The organism is Pseudothioclava nitratireducens, assembly GCF_029210495.1.
Classification (GTDB): Bacteria; Pseudomonadota; Alphaproteobacteria; order Rhodobacterales; family Rhodobacteraceae; genus Pseudothioclava; species Pseudothioclava nitratireducens.
Map to the genome: position 1 here is coordinate 67445 of NZ_JARGDK010000006.1, position 18931 is coordinate 86375.

The window sequence follows — 18931 nt, forward strand, 5'->3', positions numbered from 1 at the left end:
CGCGGGGCGCGCATGGGCAGCGGTTTGTCCGCAGTGGTGACATGCACCATCTGCGGGCGGGGATTCCCTCTCGTGGATCATCACCAATGGGCCGAACGGCCCGACACGACGAGGGACATCATGACCGGTCTTCGCACCGCCTTTCTTCTGACCACCGCCATCGGCTCGACGAGCCTGATCGCCTCTGCCGCCAGCGCACAGGAGATCTTCACGCTCGACGAGATCACCGTTTCCGCAAACCGCGAGGAAACCGCGTTGAGCCGTTCGGGCGCGACGGTCGAGGTGGTGACGGAGGACGATCTGGAGGCTCATTCCTCTCAGAAATTTTCTGATTACGCACAAAGCCTTCCGGGCGTCACAATGACCTCCAACGGTGGATTGGGAACGACGACGTCTCTTAGAATTCGTGGTCTCGGAGATGCATACGTCCCTGTGTTATTTGACGGAATCGAACTTTCCGACCCTTCAAGCACGGGAAACGGATTTAATTGGGGGGGAATGATCGGACTCGGAATTTCGCGCGCAGAAATCCTTAAGGGTTCGCAATCGGCGCGCTTTGGAGCGGGGGCTGTGGCGGGTGTCGTGAACCTAGAGAGCTGGCGCCCCACCCAAAGCGGGTTCTCAGGAAAGGCGTCACTGGAATATGGCAGTTTCAATACTCTCAGCGAGGGCCTGAGCTTAGGTTTTCTCAATGAGAGAACAGAGTTGTCTTTTTCACTGTCACATGTGGAAACGGATGGGTTTTCTGCAAAATCTGATAATGAGGAAGATGATGCGTTTCGAGGTTCTCAAGCAAATTTCGGGGTAAGTCATCGGCTTACGGACAATATTCTGATCGGCGCCAATCTGATCGCCATCGATAATTATGTAGAATACGATAGTGGAGACATCGGGAACGACTACACTGATCTTGAACAGCGTGGAGGTCGCCTGTTCACGAAGTTTTCCACTGGATCAATTGATCACGAATTATCATTCTCTACAATGACTTCGGAACGGTGGGATACCGGATTTACACCCTATTTCAAGGGAGAACGCGACAATTGGACCTATGAAGGCTACACGCAGATAGGTTCGTCGGATCTGTCCTTTGGCATTGACTACGTAGAGGAACGCAGTGCCAGCGATGCGATTGACTCACTTGGAGCCTTCGCAGAATGGGCATTCGATCCGAATGAAGATTTTGACCTTGTCCTTTCGGTTCGTCACGACACTTCTTCGAAGTTCGATTCCGAATCGTCCGGACGACTTTCGATGGCATGGAGTCCTGTCGAAGATTTGATCGTTCGCGCACAATTTGGCACTGGCTACAGGTTTCCGTCCTTGCTTGAATTGGGCGAATATTATGGAAACCCGGATTTTCAGCCGGAGAACAGCAAATCCGCCGAACTCGGGATTGAGCATTCGTTGGGCCGCGGAGACTTCATAAGGGCAACGTTGTTCTATACGGATATCAACGGTAAGATTGATTGGAATTCAAATTCCACGGCATGCCCTGCGAGTTCACCCACGTTTCCAGGCTGCTTCGATATCCAGAATTTCGTATCGAAGGGGCTGGAACTTTCGTCACGCCTCCATCTATCTGAGAGCATCTCCGTCACCTCCGCCTACACATACACCCATGCAGAGACCAAAGACGGCGAGCGTTTGCAGCGGCAGCCAAAGCATGAACTGGCGTTTGGTGTAGAGGCGGAGTTCTCCGACCGTCTCGCGGGAACACTGACACTGCGCCACGCGCGTGACATCGAGCCATCAGTCTATGCGCCAGTGGGGCACAAGGTCGGGGATTATACCGTAGTGGATGTCACTGCGGCTTATGAACTCACTGATAACGTCGAAGGTTACCTGCGCATCGAGAACCTCTTTGACCGTGACTACGAGATTGCAGGCGGTTACAACTCCTCGGACCGCGCGCTCTATGTTGGGTTGCGTGCATCGTTCTAAGCATCTGATCGCGGGGCTGGCGCTTGCCGTCGGCTTCGCGGCTCCGGTCGGGGCCGAACCGCCCAGGCGGGTGGTTTCGATCAACCTGTGCACCGACCACATGGCGCTGTTGCTGGCAGACCCCGAGCAGATCGTCTCGCTCTCGAACCTTGCCTCGGATACGCATAGCTCGGTGATGGCCGAGGAGGCCGCCGCCTATCCGATGAATCATGGGCTGGCCGAAGAGGTGTTCCTGCAAAAGCCCGATCTGGTTCTGGCCGGGCAATATACGGCGCGCGCGACGACGAGCCTTTTGCAGCGGCTCGACATTCCGGTGGCGGTCTTTGCGCCCGCTTATTCTCTGGACGATGTGCGGGCCAATCTCCGAGCGATGGGCGAAGCGTTGGGGCAGGGACCCCGCGCCGAGGCGATGATCGCGCGGTTCGACGCCGATCTGGCCGCGCTGCGCGCCGATCCGACACCGATGGAGACCCGCCCGCGCGCCGCGCTCTACTATGCGAATGGCTATTCCTCGGGCAAGGATACGCTGGCGGGGCAGATCCTCGAAGCCTCGGGCTTTCGCAATGCCACTGCCGAGGCCGGACTGACTTCGGGCGGGTTCCTGCCGCTTGAGGTGCTGATCCTTGAGAATCCCGACCTGATCGTGAGGGGCGCGCGCTATCCGGGCGCCTCACGCTCCGAAGAAATCCTCGCCCATCCGGCACTGCGCCAACTTGGTGGCGAAGTCTCGCGCGAGATTCTGGCCGATCGGGACTGGATTTGCGGCACGCCCCATGTTCTGACGGTCATCGCGGCGTTGCGCGCAGCGCGACATGAACTGGAGGCCGGGAAATGAGCACGCGCTACGCGATCCTGATGGCGGGGCTGGCGGCAGTCGTGGCTGTGCTCTTCGTCGCCTCGCTGCTGATCGGCCCAGCCGCGATCGGCCTTGGGGACAGCCTTGCCGCGCTGTTCCGGGGCGAAGGCGAAATGGTCACTCTGGTGATGCGCGAGGTGCGCCTGCCGCGCGCCATTCTGGGCGTCTTGGTAGGGGCGGCCCTCGGCCTATCAGGCGCGGCAATGCAAGGATTGTTGCGTAATCCGCTGGCTGAACCGGGCCTGATCGGCACTTCGGCCTCGGCAGCGCTTGGCGCGGTGATCTCCATCCAGACCGGTCTTTCGGTTGCCTTTGTCTGGGCGCTGCCGGCAGCGGCGCTGCTCGGTGCGCTGATCTCGGTCGGGCTGATCCTTTTGCTCGCCGGGTCACGCGGCACGACACTGACGATCATCCTCGCCGGGATCGGGATTTCCGCGCTTGCGGGCGCGCTGACGTCTCTGGTCCTGAACCTTTCTCCGAACCCTTTCGCAGCCTCGGAAATCATGTTCTGGATGATGGGGTCGCTGGCTGATCGGTCAATGGTGCATGTCGGCATTGCCGCCCCCCTGATCGTGCTCGGTGGCCTCATCACGCTGAGCCGGGCACGGGCCCTCGATGCGCTGACGCTTGGCGAGGATGCCGCCGCCTCGATGGGGGTGAATATCCGTGCATTGCGCCTGTGGCTGATCGTCGGCACGGCAGCGCTCGTGGGGGCCGCAACGGCGGTGGCGGGCGCGATTGGTTTCGTCGGTCTCGTCGTGCCACACCTTCTACGCCGCGCCGTCGGGGCCCGGCCGGCACGGCTCTTGCCGGCGTCCGCTCTGGGCGGAGGCGCCGTCGTTCTGGCCGCCGACATCGCCGTGCGCCTGATCGCGCCTGACCGGGACCTGAAACTGGGCGTTCTGACCGCCATTGTCGGCGCGCCGTTCTTCCTTCATCTCATCCTTCGCACGCGGAGGGATGCCGCATGAGCGCGCTTCTGACGCTCAATGATCTGACCGTGCGCCGCGGCGAATGCCCGGTCGTGGATCGCGTGAGCTTTGCTGTGCAACCTGGCGAAATTATTGGGCTTCTTGGCCCGAACGGAGCGGGCAAAACGACGCTGATGCGCGGCGCACTTGGTCTCTTGGCGCATGAGGGGCACTCCTCGCTGACCGATCTGGCACCCGGCCCGCGCGCACGACAAGCCGCCTTCCTGCCCCAAGAGCGCGAGATCGCCTGGCCGATGCCTGCCGAAGATGTCGTGGCGCTGGGGCGCATGGCGCATGGCGGCAACCGGGCTGGCGATCAGGCGGCGATCGAACGCGCGATCGAACGCATGGGCCTTGAGGTGCTGCGCCATCGTCCCGCGACCCAGCTTTCGGGCGGCGAACAGGCGCGCGTTCTTATCGCGCGCGCGCTGGCACAGGAAAGCCCGGTTCTGATCGCGGATGAGCCGACAGCGGGTCTCGACCCGGCCGCTCAGATTGCGGTGATGGAGGTCTTTGCCCGCCACGCGCAAGAGGGCGGCGCGGTAGTTGCCTCGCTTCACGATCTGGGTTTGGCCGCGCGCCATTGCACGCGGCTGATCATGCTCGAACGGGGCAGGGTGGTTGCCGACGGCACACCCCAAGAGGTCTTGACCGACGCCAATCTCGCACGGGTTTTCCGTATCCGCGCCCATATCGAGTGGCGCGCAGATGGGCCGATTTTCCAAGCCTTATCAGTGATTTCTCCATGAAGATCGACTGCGCGCAGCCATGGCTTTGCGCCGATCTCGAGGCAGAGCACGAGATCCTCAGCTGGTGCCCGTATCGGCCCGGATTTCAGCGCGCGCAACGCATCTTATGGCGTGAGGTGCGTAATGCCGACCTCACGGCGGATTTCGACGTGGAGCGATGGCTGGAAGGCGAACTCCGTTCAAAAAACGCCCTCGACACGGTCTGCTTTCTGACCTCGCGTGATGTCCGACGGCATCACTATCGCCATGTCAGCATCGAAGACGCCTCGGTCGAGGTGCTGGCGACTGTCGGGCTTGGCAATGCCGAAGCTGTGGGACGGCGGCTCAATCCGTATCGGGGGCCGGGCACGATCAATATCGCGGCTCAGGTCCATGGGGCCCTGAGCGAGGCGGCGCGCATCGAGGCGCTCAGTATCATCGCATCCGCGCGCACGGCCGCTATCATGGATGCCGGAATCGACTTGCCGACCGGACGCGCAACCGGAACCGGAACGGATTGCATCGCGCTCGCCACGCGGACCGATGCGCCGAGCTTCGCTTTCGCCGGGATGCATACCGCTCTGGGTGAGGCGCTCGGCCGTGCGGTGCGAGAGGCGGTCCATGAGGGCGCGCTGACGGCACAAGAGAATCTGCACGTTCAGATTGCGAAACGGACGCATCACAGATCGTGAACGGGGCACCTGTCGGGCTCACAGGATTTACCCATAATCGGTATTATGTAACCGATATGCCACTTCAAACCCTTGATTTATGGGCTTTATGGTATCAGCACACTGGAACCGACCGTCTGGCGTCCCTCCAGCGCAGCATGCGCATCTGCCACCTCTTCAAGTGCCCAGCGTTGCCCGATCTCGATCTTGATCTTGCCCGCAGCGATCATCGCAAACAGCTCCGCGCTTGCCGACTGAAGCCAGCCCGGACGCGCCGTGTGATGGAACAAGGTCGGCCGCGTAAGCCGCAAGGACCCGCGCCCCAGATCGCCGATCTTGAATTCCGCCGCCGGACCAGAGCTTTGCCCGAAACACACCAATGTGCCGAACCGCTCCAAAACATCCAACGATTTCATAACCGTATCGGCGCCAACGGAATCATAGACCGCCGGAACTCCGGCGCCATTCGTCAACGCCTTCACACGCGCGACAAAGTCTTCGCTGCGATAATCGATGACTGCGTCATACCCGTGCCGGGACGCCAGCGCGCATTTTTCCGGCCCGCCCGCAGTGCCGATCGCACGCACTCCAAGCGCTTTGAGCCATTGCCCGGCAATCAGCCCGACGCCCCCCGCAGCGGCATGAAAAAGAACGGTCTCTCCGTTACTTACGGGGTAAGAATGATGTAGAAGGTAATGCACGGTCAGGCCCTTGACCATGATTGCAGCGGCCACCTCATCCGAGATGTCGTCCGGGATCGGCACGGCCTGATCGGCCTTGATCACACGATGCGTCGCATAAGCACCGTTCGGCATCGTGTAGGCAACGCGCTGCCCGGGCCGCAGATCGACCCCGTCACCGACCGCCTCAATCACCCCGGCCGCTTCCGCCCCGGTGATCAGATCGCGCTCTACAGGCCAAGGGTAAAGCCCTGTCCTGAAATAAATATCAATGAAATTCAGGCCAATAGCGGTATGTCTTAAAGTAATCTCCCCTGCCGCGGGTTTGGGGATGTCAATCTCGACCCGGTGCAGTTGCTCACGTCCTCCGGGCTGGCGGATCGCCATTGCATAGGCCATGCGATTACTCCTTATCCATAAGGAATGCGTCATCAACGGGAATGCGCAGCCCGTTGAGAAGATGATTGGTCTTGCCCGCCGATGCGACCACACGGAAGAAATCCGCCTGCTCTGCGGGCGTCATGCCCTTCGCGCGCGCCGCCGCGAGGTGCGAATGAGTGCAATATTCGCAGGAATTCGCAATAGAAACAGCGGCGTAGATCATTTCCTTCACCTTAGGCTCCAACGCGGTCGGTGCTGCCATCACCGCCTTCACCTCAGCCCATGTTTGCTCCAGAAGGCCCGGATCGAAGGCCAGATAGCGCCAGACATTGTTGATGAAATCCGTGCCGCGAGTCGCGCGAATATCGTCGAACACAGCTTTTACGCGCGGGTCGGATTCGGGATCTTTGGGGGGTGTGATCGTCGCCATAGGGTCCTCCGGTGACTCAGAATAGCCCGGCGCCCTGCCCCGTCAATCACTTGAATCCGCGCGCCCGTCCGGCAGAAATTGACCGTTCAGCGCGACGATCTCGTCCCAGATGCGCAGCGCCAGATCGCGCGGACGACCGGCCTCGGGTCGGACCAGAAACCAGTGGCGGATCAGCGGCAATCCGGGGATATGAAGCGCGACCAACCGTCCGGTGGCCAGCTCATCCATAACCGTGTGCAGGCTGAGAAACGCAATCCCAAGACCCGCCATCACCGCCTGTTTGATGGTCTCGTTACTATCCATCTCCAACGTATCGTAAAGCCGCCCATCCCCGAGCCGATCGAGCCAGCGGTTCATTAGAATGCGCGTCCCCGAGGCCTGCTCGCGCGCGACAAAGGTCTGCTCGAACAGCGCGTCGATATCGGCCTCATGCCCGATCAGCGGGTGACCTGGCGGCGCGACAAGCCCGTGCGGATGCGGCCCCAGCGGCTCGGCAATCACCGTGGGATGGCGCGGCGGGCGGCCCATGATCGCCATGTCGTAGGAGCCGCGCTCAAGCCCCGCGAGAATCTCCGTCCGGTTCCCGATCTTGAGTGCGAATTCGATCTCGGGATGCCGGTCTTGCAGCATCTTCACGAGGCGCGGCGCAAAATACTTCCCAGTTGAGACCACGCCGAGCGTCACATGCCCGATCTGCCCTCCCTGAATCGCCCGTAGATTGGCAACGGCCTGCGACAAGTTGTCCTCGATCCGCAGCGCCGCATCGCGCAGCGCCTCTCCCGCCTCGGTTAATTCCGAGCCCGCCCCGTCACTCGCGCGGCGGATCAGCGAAATGCCCAGCAAATCCTCCAGTCCCTTGATTTGCGTGTGAACCGCGGGGGTTGTGAGACCCAAAATCTCGCCGGCGGCGGTCAGTGACCCGCCCCGCGCCACCGCATCAAGGGCGCGAAGCTGCTTGAGAGTGACCGCATTCATCCGCATGTTTTTAAACTTTCTTTAATATGTCTTCCAATCATTTAAATTTCATAAAAACTCACATCACGCAATCTTTCGCTTCGAACCGCATCGCTGTGGAGGAGGCAGAGATGTCCGTGAGCTTCGAAGGGCTCGGCCTGAGCGCCGATCTGCAAGACACCATGACCCGGCTGACCCGTGTCGGCGCGCGGCTGGCACGCATCATTGCCCGAAACGGGATCGAGGGAAACCTCGCCGAAGCCGCGGGCACCAATGCGGGCGGCGATGGTCAGAAGGCGCTGGATCTGATCGCGGACGATGCGTTCATGGCAGAACTGAACGCCGGCGCCGTGCGCTACTATGCCTCGGAAGAGCAGGACGAGGTCGTCGATTTCGGCGAGGGCACGCTGGGCCTCGCGATTGATCCGCTGGACGGTTCGTCAAATATCGACGTGAATGTCTCGATCGGCACGATTTTCTCGGTCTTTCCGGTCGCCGACGGTCCTGATGCGACATTCCTGCGCCCCGGAATTGAGCAGATCGCTGGCGGCTACATGATCTTCGGGCCGCAGACCGCGCTGGTCGTGACCTTCGGGCATGGCGTGCATCAATGGGTCCTGGAGCCCGGCACCGATAGCTGGGCGCGTGTGGCCGACCCCAAGCCGCTGCCCATTGAGACCTCGGAATATGCGATCAACGCCTCAAACTATCGGCATTGGCCGCAGCCGATCCGCGCCTTCATCGACGATATGGTGGCAGGGGCCGAGGGGCCGCGCGGGCGTAATTTCAACATGCGCTGGATCGCCTCTTTGGTGGCCGAAACCCACCGGATCATCTGTCGCGGTGGCGTTTTCCTCTATCCCGGCGATGACCGCGACGGCTATGCGCGCGGCCGCCTGCGCCACGTCTACGAATGCGCGCCGATCGCGTTTCTCATCACCCAACTGGGCGGCGGCGCGACCGATGGCGCGGATCAGATCCTGACCGCCCTGCCCGACCGCCTGCACGCCCGCACCCCCTTTGTCTTTGGCTCCGTCTCCAAGGTCGCGCGCGTCGCGGCCTATCACGACCTGCCGCTCGACGAGACCCACGCCCTCTTCAACACCCGCGGCCTGTTCCGGAGCTGAAAATGTCCAAGAAACACCCCATCATTTCCGTCGTCGGCTCTTCCGGAGCGGGAACCTCGACCGTCAAGAACACCTTCGATCAGATTTTCCGCCGCGAGGGGATCAAGGCTGTCTCCATCGAGGGCGATGCCTTTCACCGGTTCAACCGCGCCGATATGAAGGCCGAACTCGAGAACCGCTACCGCGCGGGCGATCAGGGTTTCTCGCACTTCTCTTTCGAAGCCAATGAGCTTGGCGAGCTGGAGCGTGTCTTCCGCGACTATGGCGAGACCGGCAAGGGCAAGACCCGCCATTATGTCCATGACGATATCGAGGCTGAACGCTACGGCACCGCGCCGGGACATTTCACCGACTGGGCCGATTTCGAGGGCGGCTCCGATCTCTTGTTCTACGAAGGGCTGCATGGCTGCGTGGTCAATGACGCGGTGGACCTCGCGGGGCTGGCTGACCTCAAGATCGGGGTGGTCCCGGTCATCAACCTCGAATGGATTCAAAAGATCCACCGCGACCGCGCACAACGCGGCTACAGCACCGAAGCCGTCACCGACGTGATCCTGCGCCGCATGCATTCCTATGTGAACTGCATCGTGCCGCAATTCTCGCAGACCGATATCAACTTCCAGCGTGTGCCCGTGGTCGACACCTCGAACCCGTTCATCGCGCGCTGGATCCCGACCCCCGACGAAAGCCTTGTCGTGATCCGCTTCAAGAACCCGCGCGGCATCGACTTCCCCTACCTGACCTCGATGATCTCGGGGTCCTGGATGAGCCGGGCGAATTCGATCGTGATCCCGGGCAACAAGCAGGACCTCGCGATGCAACTGATCCTGACGCCGCTGATCGAGCGTCTCGTGCGCGAAGCCAAACGCGCCTGAAAGATGAGGAATGCCATGAAAGACATTCAGATCACTCAAGAAACCCGTATGGCGAACGCGATCCGCGCACTGGCGATGGATGCGGTCGAGGCGGCGAAATCTGGCCATCCGGGCATGCCGATGGGCATGGCGGATGTGGCGACGGTGCTGTTCAACCGCTTTATCTCTATCGACCCCGCGGCGCCCAAATGGGCCGACCGGGACCGGTTCGTTCTCTCGGCGGGCCATGGCTCGATGCTGATCTACGCGATCAACCATCTCCTCGGCTACGCGGACATGGGCATGGACCAGATCCGCAGCTTCCGTCAGCTCGGCAGCCGCACCGCAGGCCACCCGGAATACGGTCATGCGGACGGCATCGAAGTCACCACGGGGCCGCTTGGTCAAGGGATCGCCACAGCCGTTGGCATGGCGCTTGCAGAGCGCATGAAGAACGCACGTTATGGCGATGATATCGTGGATCATTTCACCTATGTCATCGCAGGTGACGGCTGCCTGATGGAAGGTATCAGCCACGAGGCGATCGACATGGCCGGGCATCTCGGGCTTGGGCGCATGATCGTGCTTTGGGATGACAACAAGATCACCATCGACGGCAGCACCGATCTCTCGACCGCGACCGATCAAATGGCGCGCTTTGCGGCGGCTGGCTGGCACGTGCTCGCCTGCGACGGGCACACCGCGACCGGGATCGCGGATGCGATCGAGGCCGCACGGCAAGACCCGCGCCCCTCGCTGATCGCCTGCCGGACCGTGATTGGCTTTGGCGCGCCGAACAAGCAAGGCGGCCACGATGTCCACGGCGCACCGCTTGGCGCCGAAGAAATCGCCGCAGCGCGCAAGGCACTCGACTGGCCGCACGCACCGTTTGAAATCCCCTCTGATCTCTACGCGGCCTGGGGCCGGGTCGCCGAGAGAGGGGCAGCGGCGCGGGCCGCGTGGGAGGACCGTCTGGCCGCCCATCCGGCCCGTGCCGAATTCCTTGCCGCTGAGGCGGGCGACACGCGCGCCCTGCCCCGCGCCATGGCCGCTTACAAGGCCAAACTGATCGCAGATAAACCCAAGGTTGCGACCCGCAAGGCGAGCGAAATGGCGCTTGAGGTGGTCAATGGGGCCGTGCCCAGCACGGTGGGCGGCTCCGCCGATCTGACCGGGTCGAACCTGACCCGTTCCAAGGCGATGAAGTCGGTGCAAGCCAATGATTTTTCTGGGAACTATATCCATTACGGTATCCGCGAGCATGGTATGGCGGCCGCGATGAACGGGCTCGCGCTGCATGGCGGCTTCAAGCCCTATGGCGGCACGTTTCTTGCCTTCGCCGATTACGCCCGCCCCTCGATCCGCCTTGCCGCGCTGATGGGCGTGCCGGTCACCTATGTGATGACGCATGACAGCATCGGCCTTGGCGAAGACGGCCCGACCCACCAGCCGGTCGAGCATCTGGCAAGCCTTCGCGCGATCCCGAACCTGCGGGTCTTCCGCCCGGCGGACGCGGTCGAAACCGCCGAAGCCTGGGAAGTCGCGATGGCCGCCACCGATGGGCCGGTGATGTTGGTGCTCTCGCGTCAAAACCTGCCGGTGGTGCGTGATAGTGCCGATGAAAATCAGACCGCGCGCGGCGCCTATCTGCTGCGCGAACCGGAAAAGCGTGACGTGACCCTGATCGCCACGGGCTCGGAGGTCGAGATCGCCCTCGCGGCGGCGGATCTTCTGGCGGCGGAGGGCATCAAGGCGGCTGTGGTCTCGGCGCCCTGTTTCGAGGCCTTCGCCACCCAACCGCGCGCCTATGTCGAGCGCATTCTTGGAACGGCCCCCCGGATTGGCGTCGAGGCGGCGCTGCGGATGGGCTGGGACCTGTTCCTCGGGCCTGCCGACGGGTTCGTGGGGATGACGGGCTTCGGCGCCTCGGCGCCTGCGCCCCAGCTCTATGAGCATTTCAATATCACCCCGCAAGCGATTGTGGACGAAGCGAAATCTTTGATCTGAAAGGATCGTCATGGCTGTCAAAATCGCCATTAACGGCTTTGGCCGTATCGGAAGAAATGTTCTGCGCGCGATCGCGGAATCGGGACGGACCGATGTCGAAGTCGTAGCAATCAACGATCTCGGCCCGGTCGAGACCAACGCACATCTGCTGCAATTCGACTCTGTGCACGGTCGCTTCCCGCAGACCGTGACCACGGGCGAGGACTGGATCGACGCCGGTCGCGGCCCGATCAAGGTCACGGCAATCCGCGATCCGCGGGAGCTGCCCTGGGGCGATGTCGATATCGCGATGGAATGCACAGGCATCTTCACCGCGCGGGAAAAGGCCGCGTTCCACCTTGAGAACGGCTCCAAGCGGGTGCTGGTTTCCGCACCGGCAGCCGGGGCCGACAAGACGATCGTTTACGGCGTGAACCACGGCGCGCTCACCAAGGACGACAGGATCGTCTCCAACGCATCCTGCACCACGAACTGCCTCTCGCCCGTGGCCAAAGCGCTGAATGACGCGATCGGTATCTCGAAAGGCTTCATGACGACAATCCACAGCTATACCGGCGACCAGCCGACGCTGGATACGATGCATTCCGACATGTATCGGGTGCGTGCCGCAGGGCTGAGCATGATCCCGACCTCGACCGGCGCTGCGAAGGCCGTGGGTCTCGTGCTGCCCGAGCTGAATGGCAAGCTCGACGGTGTGGCGATCCGTGTGCCGACCCCGAATGTCTCGGTCGTTGATCTCGTCTTCGAGGCCGCCAGAGACACCACCGTAGAAGAGGTGAACGCCGCGATCCGCGCCGCCGCTGACGGCCCGATGAACGGCATCCTTGGCTACACCGATAAACCAAACGTTTCCAGCGACTTCAACCACGATCCTCATTCATCCGTCTTCCACATGGATCAGACCAAGGTGATGGACGGGCGGATGGTCCGAATCCTGAGCTGGTACGACAACGAATGGGGCTTCTCGAACCGGATGGCGGATACCGCCGCCGCCTTGGGTCGCCTGATCTGAGCAGCGGGGGCGCTGCCCCCGCACCCCCGGAGTATTTTTGGCCTGATGACGCCAAATAGATGAAAAGAGGACGATATGGCACTGATAACGCTCAGACAATTGCTCGACCACGCGGCGGAATACGGCTATGGCGTGCCGGCCTTCAACATCAACAATATGGAGCAGGGTCTGGCGATCATGAAGGCGGCCGCGAAATGCGACGCGCCGGTGATCATGCAGGCCTCGCGCGGGGCGCGCTCTTATGCGGGCGACATCATGCTGCGCCACATGATCCAGGCGCTGGCCGAGATGTATCCCCACATCCCGCTCTGCATGCATCAGGACCACGGCAATAACGAAGCCACCTGCCTGAGCGCGATCAAGCACGGCTTTACCAGCGTGATGATGGACGGTTCGCTGAAAGAAGACATGAAGACCCCCGCGGATTGGGACTACAATGTCGGCATCACGAAGCGCGTGGCAGACATGGCGCATTGGGTGGGTGCCTCGGTCGAAGGCGAGCTGGGCGTGCTCGGCAATCTCGAGACCGGCGAGGCCGCGAAAGAGGATGGCTCGGGTGCCGAGGGCAAGCTCAGCCACGACCAGCTTCTGACCGACCCCGATGAGGCGCTTGATTTCGTCAAGCTGACCAAGGTGGACGCGCTGGCCATCGCCTGCGGCACCTCGCATGGCGCCTATAAATTCTCGCGCAAGCCCACCGGCGACATTCTTGCGATCAGCCAGATCGAGAAGATCCACGCCAAGATCCCGAATGTACACCTTGTCATGCACGGCTCGTCCTCGGTGCCGCAATATCTTCAGGACCTGATCAACGACTATGGCGGTGAGATGCCCCAGACCTATGGCGTCCCCGTCGAAGAGATCGAGCGCGGCATCAAATCGGGCGTGCGCAAGGTCAATATCGACACCGACAACCGCATGGCGATCACCGGTCAGTTCCGCAAGGTCGCCACCAGCAAGAAGACCGAGTTCGACCCCCGCAAATTCATGATCCCGGCCATGGAAGAGATGGAAAAGCTCTGCCTCGACCGGTTCGAGCGTTTCGGCACCGCCGGAAATGCCTCGAAGATCGACGTCATCGACATGGATGACATGGCGAAGCGCTACGCCGCCGGCACGCTCGATCCGAGCGTGGGAAGCTGAAGCCCTGCCCGGCGAGGAGGTCGGGCGGAGGCGATCAAAAGAGTTCAGGGAGCAAAGGAGACCCTCAGATGAATCAGCAAGCACCAGGCAAATATTCGGCTGGCGTGAAAGAGTATCGGGAGACCTATTGGGACCCGAACTACACGCCGAAGGACAGCGATGTTCTGGCCGTGTTCAAGATCACCCCGCAAGCGGGCGTCCCGCGCGAAGAGGCCGCCGCCGCCGTGGCCGCGGAATCCTCGACCGGCACCTGGACCACGGTCTGGACCGACCTTCTGACCGACCTCGACTACTACAAGGGTCGCGCCTATGCGATCGAGGACGTGCCGGGCGACGACGAAAGCTACTATGCCTTCATCGCCTACCCGATGGGCCTGTTCGAAGAAGGCTCGGTCGTCAACGTCTTCACCTCGCTTGTCGGCAACGTGTTCGGCTTCAAGGCCGTACGCGCCCTGCGCCTTGAGGATGTGCGCTTCCCGCTGTGGTTCGTGGCCACCTGCGACGGCCCGCCCCACGGGATTCAGGTCGAGCGCGACAAGCTCGACAAATATGGCCGCCCCTTCCTTGGCTGTACGATCAAGCCGAAGCTCGGCCTCTCGGCCAAGAACTACGGCCGCGCTGTCTATGAGGCACTCCGGGGCGGCCTCGACTTCACCAAGGACGATGAGAACGTCAACTCGCAGCCCTTCATGCGCTGGCGCGACCGCTTCGAGTTCTGTCAGGAAGCGATCGAGAAAGCCGAGAAGGAAACCGGCGAGCGCAAGGGTCACTATCTGAACGTGACCGCGCCCAACATCGAAGAGATGTATAAGCGCGCGGAATTCGCCAAGGAGATCGGCTCGCCGATCATCATGTCGGATTACCTCACGCTCGGCTGGGCGGCGCAGGCCTCGCTCTCGCGCTGGTGCCGTGACAACGGGATGCTGCTGCACGTCCACCGCGCGATGCATGGCGTGATCGACCGTCACCCCAAGCACGGCATCAACTTCCGCGTTCTGGCCAAGATGCTGCGGCTTCTGGGCGGCGACCATCTGCACTCGGGCACCGTTGTCGGCAAGCTCGAAGGCGACCGTGCGGCGACGCTTGGCTGGATCGACCTGATGCGCGACAAATACGTCAAAGAGGACCGCTCGCGCGGGATCTTCTTCGATCAGGACTGGGGCCAGATGCCGGGTGTTCTGCCGGTGGCCTCGGGCGGCATCCACGTCTGGCACATGCCGGCGCTGGTCAACATCTTCGGTGACGACAGCTGCCTGCAATTCGGCGGCGGCACGCTTGGCCACCCCTGGGGCAACGCGGCGGGTGCCGCGGCGAACCGTGTCGCGGTCGAGGCCTGCGTCAAGGCCCGCAACGAAGGCCGCGATCTCGAGCGCGAGTCGAAAGACATCATGACCGAGGCCGCCAAGCACAGCCCCGAACTCAAGATCGCCATGGAGACGTGGAAAGAGATCAAGTTCGAGTTCGATACCGTGGACAAGCTGGACGTCGCGCACCGCTAAGGTTCGCCTCTCCCCAACGCCTGAGAAAGGATTGAAAACATGAGCGGAATGCAAGATTACGGCTCGCGCCTGTCGGACCCGAACAGCCGCAAGATGGGCACCTTCTCCTACCTGCCGCAACTCACGCCTGAGGAGCTGCGCAAACAGGTGGAATACATTGTGCGCAAGGGCTGGAACCCGGCCATCGAACATACCGAGCCCGAGAACATGCGCTCGAACTACTGGTATATGTGGAAGCTGCCGATGTTCGGGGAAACCGATGTGGATGCGATCTTTAACGAGATCGAGATGTGCAAGAAGGCCAACCCCGGCAACCATGTGCGCCTTGTCGGCTATGACAATTTCAAACAGTCGCAGGGCACCTCGATGGTGGTCCACCGCGCCGAGATGACGGCGTAACGCAAGCTCGGGGCGGGCGGTCCGCGTGGCCGCCCGCCCTGCCCCGATCTGACCCCAAGCGCGAACGGGAGGCCCCACCATGACCGATGCAGCCATGACCGAGATTGACATCGACCAATACCGCGTCGAGCAAGAACCCTATTACCGCCCTGTCGGACGCGAGATCGAGCAATTCGTCGCCGCCTATGACGTGCGGATGCCGGTGATGCTCAAGGGCCCCACGGGCTGTGGCAAATCGCGCTTCGTGGAATACATGGCGTGGAAGCTGCAACGCCCGCTGATCACGGTCGCCTGTAACGAGGACATGACCGCCTCCGACCTGATCGGGCGGTTCCTGCTGGATATCAACGGCACCAAATGGCAGGACGGGCCGCTGACCATCGCCGCGCGGATCGGCGCGATCTGCTACCTCGACGAGGTGGTGGAGGCGCGTCAGGACACGACCGTGGTGATCCACCCGCTGACCGACCACCGCCGCCAGTTGCCGCTGGAAAAGAAGGGCGAGTTGGTCAATGCGCATCCCGATTTTCAGGTCGTGATTTCCTATAACCCCGGCTACCAGTCGATGATGAAGGACCTGAAGCAATCGACGAAGCAGCGCTTCGGGGCGATGAGTTTCGACTATCCGACCGCCGCGACCGAGGCCGAGATCGTCAGCCACGAGGCGGGCATTGATCTCAAGACTGCCGAGAGGCTCGTGCAGGTCGCCGAACGCTCGCGCAATCTCAAGGGGCATGGGCTGGATGAGGGCATGTCGACGCGGCTTCTGGTCTATGCGGGCCAGTTGATCGCGCAGGACATCCCCGCGCAGGCCGCCTGCCTGATGGCTTTGGTGGAGCCGCTGACCGATGATCCGGACATGCGTGACACGCTGCAAGCCGCCGTATCCACCTTCTTCCCCGACAGCGCCGAGGGCGCGAAGGTCGCCTGAGGTCGCCATGAAAGTCGCGCTCGACGACTACGCGCCCGAGCTGATCAAGGCCGCCCCCGAGCTCGAGGACAGCCTCGAAGGGCTGTTTCACGAGGCCGCGCGGCTGATGTCGCCGGCGGGCCTCAAGGATTACATGGACGGCGCGCGCGCGATGAATGCGCTTGGCAAGGGGCCGCGCCTGCTCACCGCCTATCTCGACGAGATGCCGCAGGTCGTGAAGGAATGCGGCGAGGACGTGATCCGCGACGTGGTGGGCGCCGTGATGAAGCTGACCTCGATGGTCTCGGGCGAGGTCATCACGCTGATGATCTCGACCATGCCGGGCGCGGCGCAACGCTTTGGCGACCCCGATCTCTTGCGCGGCTATCTGGCACTCGTCCACCGCTTGGCCGCGAACGCGCCGCGAGGCTTGCGCCCGATGTTCGGCGTGCTCGAAGAATTGCTGAGCAAACTCACGCTCTCCGGCCTGCGCCGCTGGGTCGATTTCGGCGCCGAGGCCTATCGGCGCGACCTGCCGAAACAGGCGGATTACTTCGGGCTCGTGAGTGAGGACAGCCGCGCGGTTCTCAAACAGGAGCGCCGAGGCACGCTGTTTATCGACAGCCAGCGGCGGCTCAACTTTTACCTGCGCGCGTTCTGGGGCCGCGATTTCTTCCTGCGGCCTTCGGCGGCGGATTTCAACGGCTTTCGTCCCTTCATCGAAGATGGCGCGCTGCACCTGCCCGATGCGGTGGACGCGATCGGCTCTGTCTCGGGGCTCGACCTCTACCGCGCGATGTGCGCGCATATGGCCGCCCATATCGTCTATTCCGACCGGGGGCTTGGGCAAGAGGCGCTCAACCCCGCGCAGATTTTCCTGATAGGCCTGATCGAAGATGCCCGTGTCGAGCATTGCGCGATCCGCGCCTTTCCGGGGCTGGCGACGATGTTCCGCGCCCTCATGCCCGAAAGCCCGCCCAAGACCTACGAGCATGAGAGCATGTATCTGCTCGAAAAGCTGGCGATTGCGCTGATCGAGCCGGGGCGGCGCACGGGCGATCTGGAGATCGACAATCTGGTCGAGACCTTCCACGGCGAGGTCGAAAACAACCTGCGCGAGACGATGTTCTCATGGTCGCTGGGGATCGAACTTTACAACCTGCTCGCCCAACGCCGTGCCGTGCCGAGCCTGCGCGTGTTGGAAACCCTGCGCATCCCTTACCGCGACGACAACCGTTTCGTCTGGGCGCTCGATGGCTATGACTGGGACAACGTGGCCTACCTCCCCGCGCAGGGTCAGGTGCGCCGCCATGTCGGGCTGATGGAGTTCATCAACGAGGTTGATGTGGAGACCGCGGGCGATGACGCGCAAGAGGTCTGGGTGCTGTCCTCGGAACTCTTCCCCTATGAGGATGAGGGCGTGTCCTTCAACGAAAGCGAGGGGAAGACGCCGATCTCCGACCCGTTCCATTACGGAGAATGGGACTACAAGGTGCAGCTCGCCCGCCCGTCCTGGGCCACGGTCTATGAACACTGCCCGCCGCAAGGCGACCCGGAGACCATCGACACGATCCTCAACGCGCATCGCGGCATCCGCCACCGGATCAAGCAGATCGTGGACCGCCTGCGCCCGCAGGGTGTCTCGCGCCAGCGCCGCCTTGAGGATGGCGACGAATTGGACCTGAACGCCGCCGTCGAGGCCGCCGTGATGCAGCGCATCGGCATGCAGCCCGACATGCGGATCACCATGCGCAATGTCATCAACCGCCGCGATCTGGCGGTGCTGATCCTGCTCGACCTGTCGGAATCGACGAATGAAACCGTGCGCGGCTCGGACAAGACGGTGCTGGACCTCACGCGCGAGGCCTCGGCGCTGGTCGCCTCGGCGATCGAGGGGATCGGCGATCCGTTTGCGATCCACGGCTTTGCCTCGGACGGGCGCCACGATGTGCAATACTCGCGCTTCAAGAATTTCGAGCAGAAATTCGGGGATGAGGCCAAGGCGCGGCTCGCCGGCATGACGGGCGGGCTCTCGACCCGAATGGGCGCCGCGATGCGCCACGCGAGCCATCACCTCCTGCAACGCCCCGAGGCGCATAAGCTGCTTTTGATCGTGACCGACGGCGAACCCGCCGATATCGACGAGCGCGACCCGCAATATCTGCGCATGGATGCCAAGAAAGCGGTTGCGGAATTGCTCCAAATCGGGATTCACAGCTATTGCCTCACGCTCGATCCCGAGGCAGACCGTTACGTGTCGCGCATCTTCGGCGCGAATAACTATACCATCATCGACCAGGTCGAACGCCTGCCCGAAAAACTGCCGACGCTGTTCGCGCAACTGACCAAATGAATCCCACGGAGG

17 protein-coding genes are annotated in these 18931 nt (G+C 62.2%); 14 read left to right on the top strand and 3 right to left on the bottom strand.

The genetic code is table 11. The features are described from left to right. Positions 1 to 120: 120 nt before the first annotated feature. Genes P0X85_RS08800 through P0X85_RS08820 form a run of 5 tightly spaced genes read left to right on the top strand, consistent with a single transcriptional unit; the run spans position 121 to position 5191 of the window. Positions 121 to 1944, top strand: a complete 1824-nt coding sequence (locus P0X85_RS08800) for a TonB-dependent receptor plug domain-containing protein (protein WP_275811634.1) — start codon at positions 121 to 123, stop codon at positions 1942 to 1944. Continuing rightward, positions 1931 to 2779 carry an ABC transporter substrate-binding protein gene (locus P0X85_RS08805; protein WP_275811636.1) on the top strand — a complete coding sequence of 283 codons (849 nt, stop codon included), beginning with the start codon at positions 1931 to 1933 and terminating at the stop codon, positions 2777 to 2779. Before P0X85_RS08800 ends, P0X85_RS08805 begins: the two co-directional genes overlap by 14 nt. Continuing rightward, entirely contained in the window at positions 2776 to 3771 is a 996-nt protein-coding gene (locus P0X85_RS08810) for a FecCD family ABC transporter permease (protein WP_275811638.1), read from the top strand. Before P0X85_RS08805 ends, P0X85_RS08810 begins: the two co-directional genes overlap by 4 nt. Further along, the gene (locus tag P0X85_RS08815) at positions 3768 to 4520 is read left to right on the top strand and encodes an ABC transporter ATP-binding protein (RefSeq protein ID WP_275811640.1); all 753 of its coding nucleotides are present in this window, start codon (positions 3768 to 3770) and stop codon (positions 4518 to 4520) included. Before P0X85_RS08810 ends, P0X85_RS08815 begins: the two co-directional genes overlap by 4 nt. Beyond that, positions 4517 to 5191: an adenosylcobinamide amidohydrolase gene (locus P0X85_RS08820; RefSeq protein WP_275811642.1), complete on the top strand. Its 675-nt coding sequence runs from the start codon at positions 4517 to 4519 to the stop codon at positions 5189 to 5191. The genes P0X85_RS08815 and P0X85_RS08820 overlap by 4 nt, the downstream gene beginning before the upstream one ends. Before the next feature lie 86 nt (positions 5192 to 5277). Here P0X85_RS08820 and P0X85_RS08825 read toward each other — a convergent pair whose 3' ends face one another. From P0X85_RS08825 to cbbR, 3 genes are read right to left on the bottom strand one after another with little or no spacing between them, the layout of a single operon-like run. Beyond that, positions 5278 to 6249 carry a quinone oxidoreductase family protein gene (locus P0X85_RS08825; RefSeq protein ID WP_275811644.1) on the bottom strand — a complete coding sequence of 324 codons (972 nt, stop codon included), beginning with the start codon at positions 6247 to 6249 and terminating at the stop codon, positions 5278 to 5280. A 4-nt stretch (positions 6250 to 6253) separates the two neighbouring features. Continuing rightward, positions 6254 to 6661, bottom strand: coding sequence for a carboxymuconolactone decarboxylase family protein (locus P0X85_RS08830; RefSeq protein ID WP_275811646.1), 408 nt, complete (start codon positions 6659 to 6661; stop codon positions 6254 to 6256). A gap of 42 nt (positions 6662 to 6703) precedes the next feature. Continuing rightward, positions 6704 to 7642, bottom strand: coding sequence for a LysR family regulator CbbR (gene cbbR, locus P0X85_RS08835; protein ID WP_275811648.1), 939 nt, complete (start codon positions 7640 to 7642; stop codon positions 6704 to 6706). A 104-nt stretch (positions 7643 to 7746) separates the two neighbouring features. On the opposite strand from cbbR, the gene P0X85_RS08840 reads away from it, so the two are divergent. The 9 genes from P0X85_RS08840 to P0X85_RS08880 all read left to right on the top strand — a co-directional run bounded on the left by P0X85_RS08840 (position 7747) and on the right by P0X85_RS08880 (position 18919). Beyond that, positions 7747 to 8742, top strand: coding sequence for a class 1 fructose-bisphosphatase (locus tag P0X85_RS08840; protein WP_275811650.1), 996 nt, complete (start codon positions 7747 to 7749; stop codon positions 8740 to 8742). 2 nt (positions 8743 to 8744) lie between these two features. After that, on the top strand, positions 8745 to 9617 hold the full coding sequence (locus tag P0X85_RS08845; protein ID WP_275811651.1) for a phosphoribulokinase: 873 nt from the start codon (positions 8745 to 8747) through the stop codon (positions 9615 to 9617). 15 nt (positions 9618 to 9632) lie between these two features. After that, on the top strand, positions 9633 to 11603 hold the full coding sequence (tkt, locus tag P0X85_RS08850; RefSeq protein ID WP_275811653.1) for a transketolase: 1971 nt from the start codon (positions 9633 to 9635) through the stop codon (positions 11601 to 11603). A 10-nt stretch (positions 11604 to 11613) separates the two neighbouring features. Then, a complete protein-coding gene (gap, locus tag P0X85_RS08855) occupies positions 11614 to 12615 on the top strand; it encodes a type I glyceraldehyde-3-phosphate dehydrogenase (RefSeq protein WP_275811655.1) in 1002 nt (333 codons plus the stop codon). 75 nt (positions 12616 to 12690) lie between these two features. Next, complete coding sequence (gene fba / locus P0X85_RS08860) at positions 12691 to 13758, top strand: class II fructose-bisphosphate aldolase (protein ID WP_275811657.1); 1068 nt, start codon at positions 12691 to 12693, stop codon at positions 13756 to 13758. A gap of 68 nt (positions 13759 to 13826) precedes the next feature. Continuing rightward, entirely contained in the window at positions 13827 to 15257 is a 1431-nt protein-coding gene (locus P0X85_RS08865) for a form I ribulose bisphosphate carboxylase large subunit (RefSeq protein ID WP_275811659.1), read from the top strand. A gap of 39 nt (positions 15258 to 15296) precedes the next feature. Continuing rightward, the gene (locus P0X85_RS08870) at positions 15297 to 15656 is read left to right on the top strand and encodes a ribulose bisphosphate carboxylase small subunit (RefSeq protein WP_275811661.1); all 360 of its coding nucleotides are present in this window, start codon (positions 15297 to 15299) and stop codon (positions 15654 to 15656) included. 79 nt (positions 15657 to 15735) lie between these two features. Next, entirely contained in the window at positions 15736 to 16587 is an 852-nt protein-coding gene (locus tag P0X85_RS08875) for a CbbQ/NirQ/NorQ/GpvN family protein (RefSeq protein ID WP_275811663.1), read from the top strand. 7 nt (positions 16588 to 16594) lie between these two features. Further along, complete coding sequence (locus P0X85_RS08880; protein WP_275811665.1) at positions 16595 to 18919, top strand: nitric oxide reductase activation protein NorD; 2325 nt, start codon at positions 16595 to 16597, stop codon at positions 18917 to 18919. Positions 18920 to 18931: the final 12 nt, after the last annotated feature.

Excerpts from the sequence above, each read along its gene's own strand:
- P0X85_RS08800 (WP_275811634.1), top strand. The coding sequence starts at position 121 with ATGACCGGTCTTCGCACCGCCTTTCTTCTGACCACCGCCATCGGCTCG.
- P0X85_RS08810 (WP_275811638.1), top strand. The coding sequence starts at position 2,776 with ATGAGCACGCGCTACGCGATCCTGATGGCGGGGCTGGCGGCAGTCGTG.
- P0X85_RS08815 (WP_275811640.1), top strand. The coding sequence starts at position 3,768 with ATGAGCGCGCTTCTGACGCTCAATGATCTGACCGTGCGCCGCGGCGAA.
- P0X85_RS08820 (WP_275811642.1), top strand. The coding sequence starts at position 4,517 with ATGAAGATCGACTGCGCGCAGCCATGGCTTTGCGCCGATCTCGAGGCA.
- P0X85_RS08825 (WP_275811644.1), bottom strand. The coding sequence starts at position 6,249 with ATGGCCTATGCAATGGCGATCCGCCAGCCCGGAGGACGTGAGCAACTG.
- P0X85_RS08830 (WP_275811646.1), bottom strand. The coding sequence starts at position 6,661 with ATGGCGACGATCACACCCCCCAAAGATCCCGAATCCGACCCGCGCGTA.
- cbbR (WP_275811648.1), bottom strand. The coding sequence starts at position 7,642 with ATGCGGATGAATGCGGTCACTCTCAAGCAGCTTCGCGCCCTTGATGCG.
- P0X85_RS08840 (WP_275811650.1), top strand. The coding sequence starts at position 7,747 with ATGTCCGTGAGCTTCGAAGGGCTCGGCCTGAGCGCCGATCTGCAAGAC.
- P0X85_RS08845 (WP_275811651.1), top strand. The coding sequence starts at position 8,745 with ATGTCCAAGAAACACCCCATCATTTCCGTCGTCGGCTCTTCCGGAGCG.
- tkt (WP_275811653.1), top strand. The coding sequence starts at position 9,633 with ATGAAAGACATTCAGATCACTCAAGAAACCCGTATGGCGAACGCGATC.
- gap (WP_275811655.1), top strand. The coding sequence starts at position 11,614 with ATGGCTGTCAAAATCGCCATTAACGGCTTTGGCCGTATCGGAAGAAAT.
- fba (WP_275811657.1), top strand. The coding sequence starts at position 12,691 with ATGGCACTGATAACGCTCAGACAATTGCTCGACCACGCGGCGGAATAC.
- P0X85_RS08865 (WP_275811659.1), top strand. The coding sequence starts at position 13,827 with ATGAATCAGCAAGCACCAGGCAAATATTCGGCTGGCGTGAAAGAGTAT.
- P0X85_RS08870 (WP_275811661.1), top strand. The coding sequence starts at position 15,297 with ATGAGCGGAATGCAAGATTACGGCTCGCGCCTGTCGGACCCGAACAGC.
- P0X85_RS08875 (WP_275811663.1), top strand. The coding sequence starts at position 15,736 with ATGACCGATGCAGCCATGACCGAGATTGACATCGACCAATACCGCGTC.
- P0X85_RS08880 (WP_275811665.1), top strand. The coding sequence starts at position 16,595 with ATGAAAGTCGCGCTCGACGACTACGCGCCCGAGCTGATCAAGGCCGCC.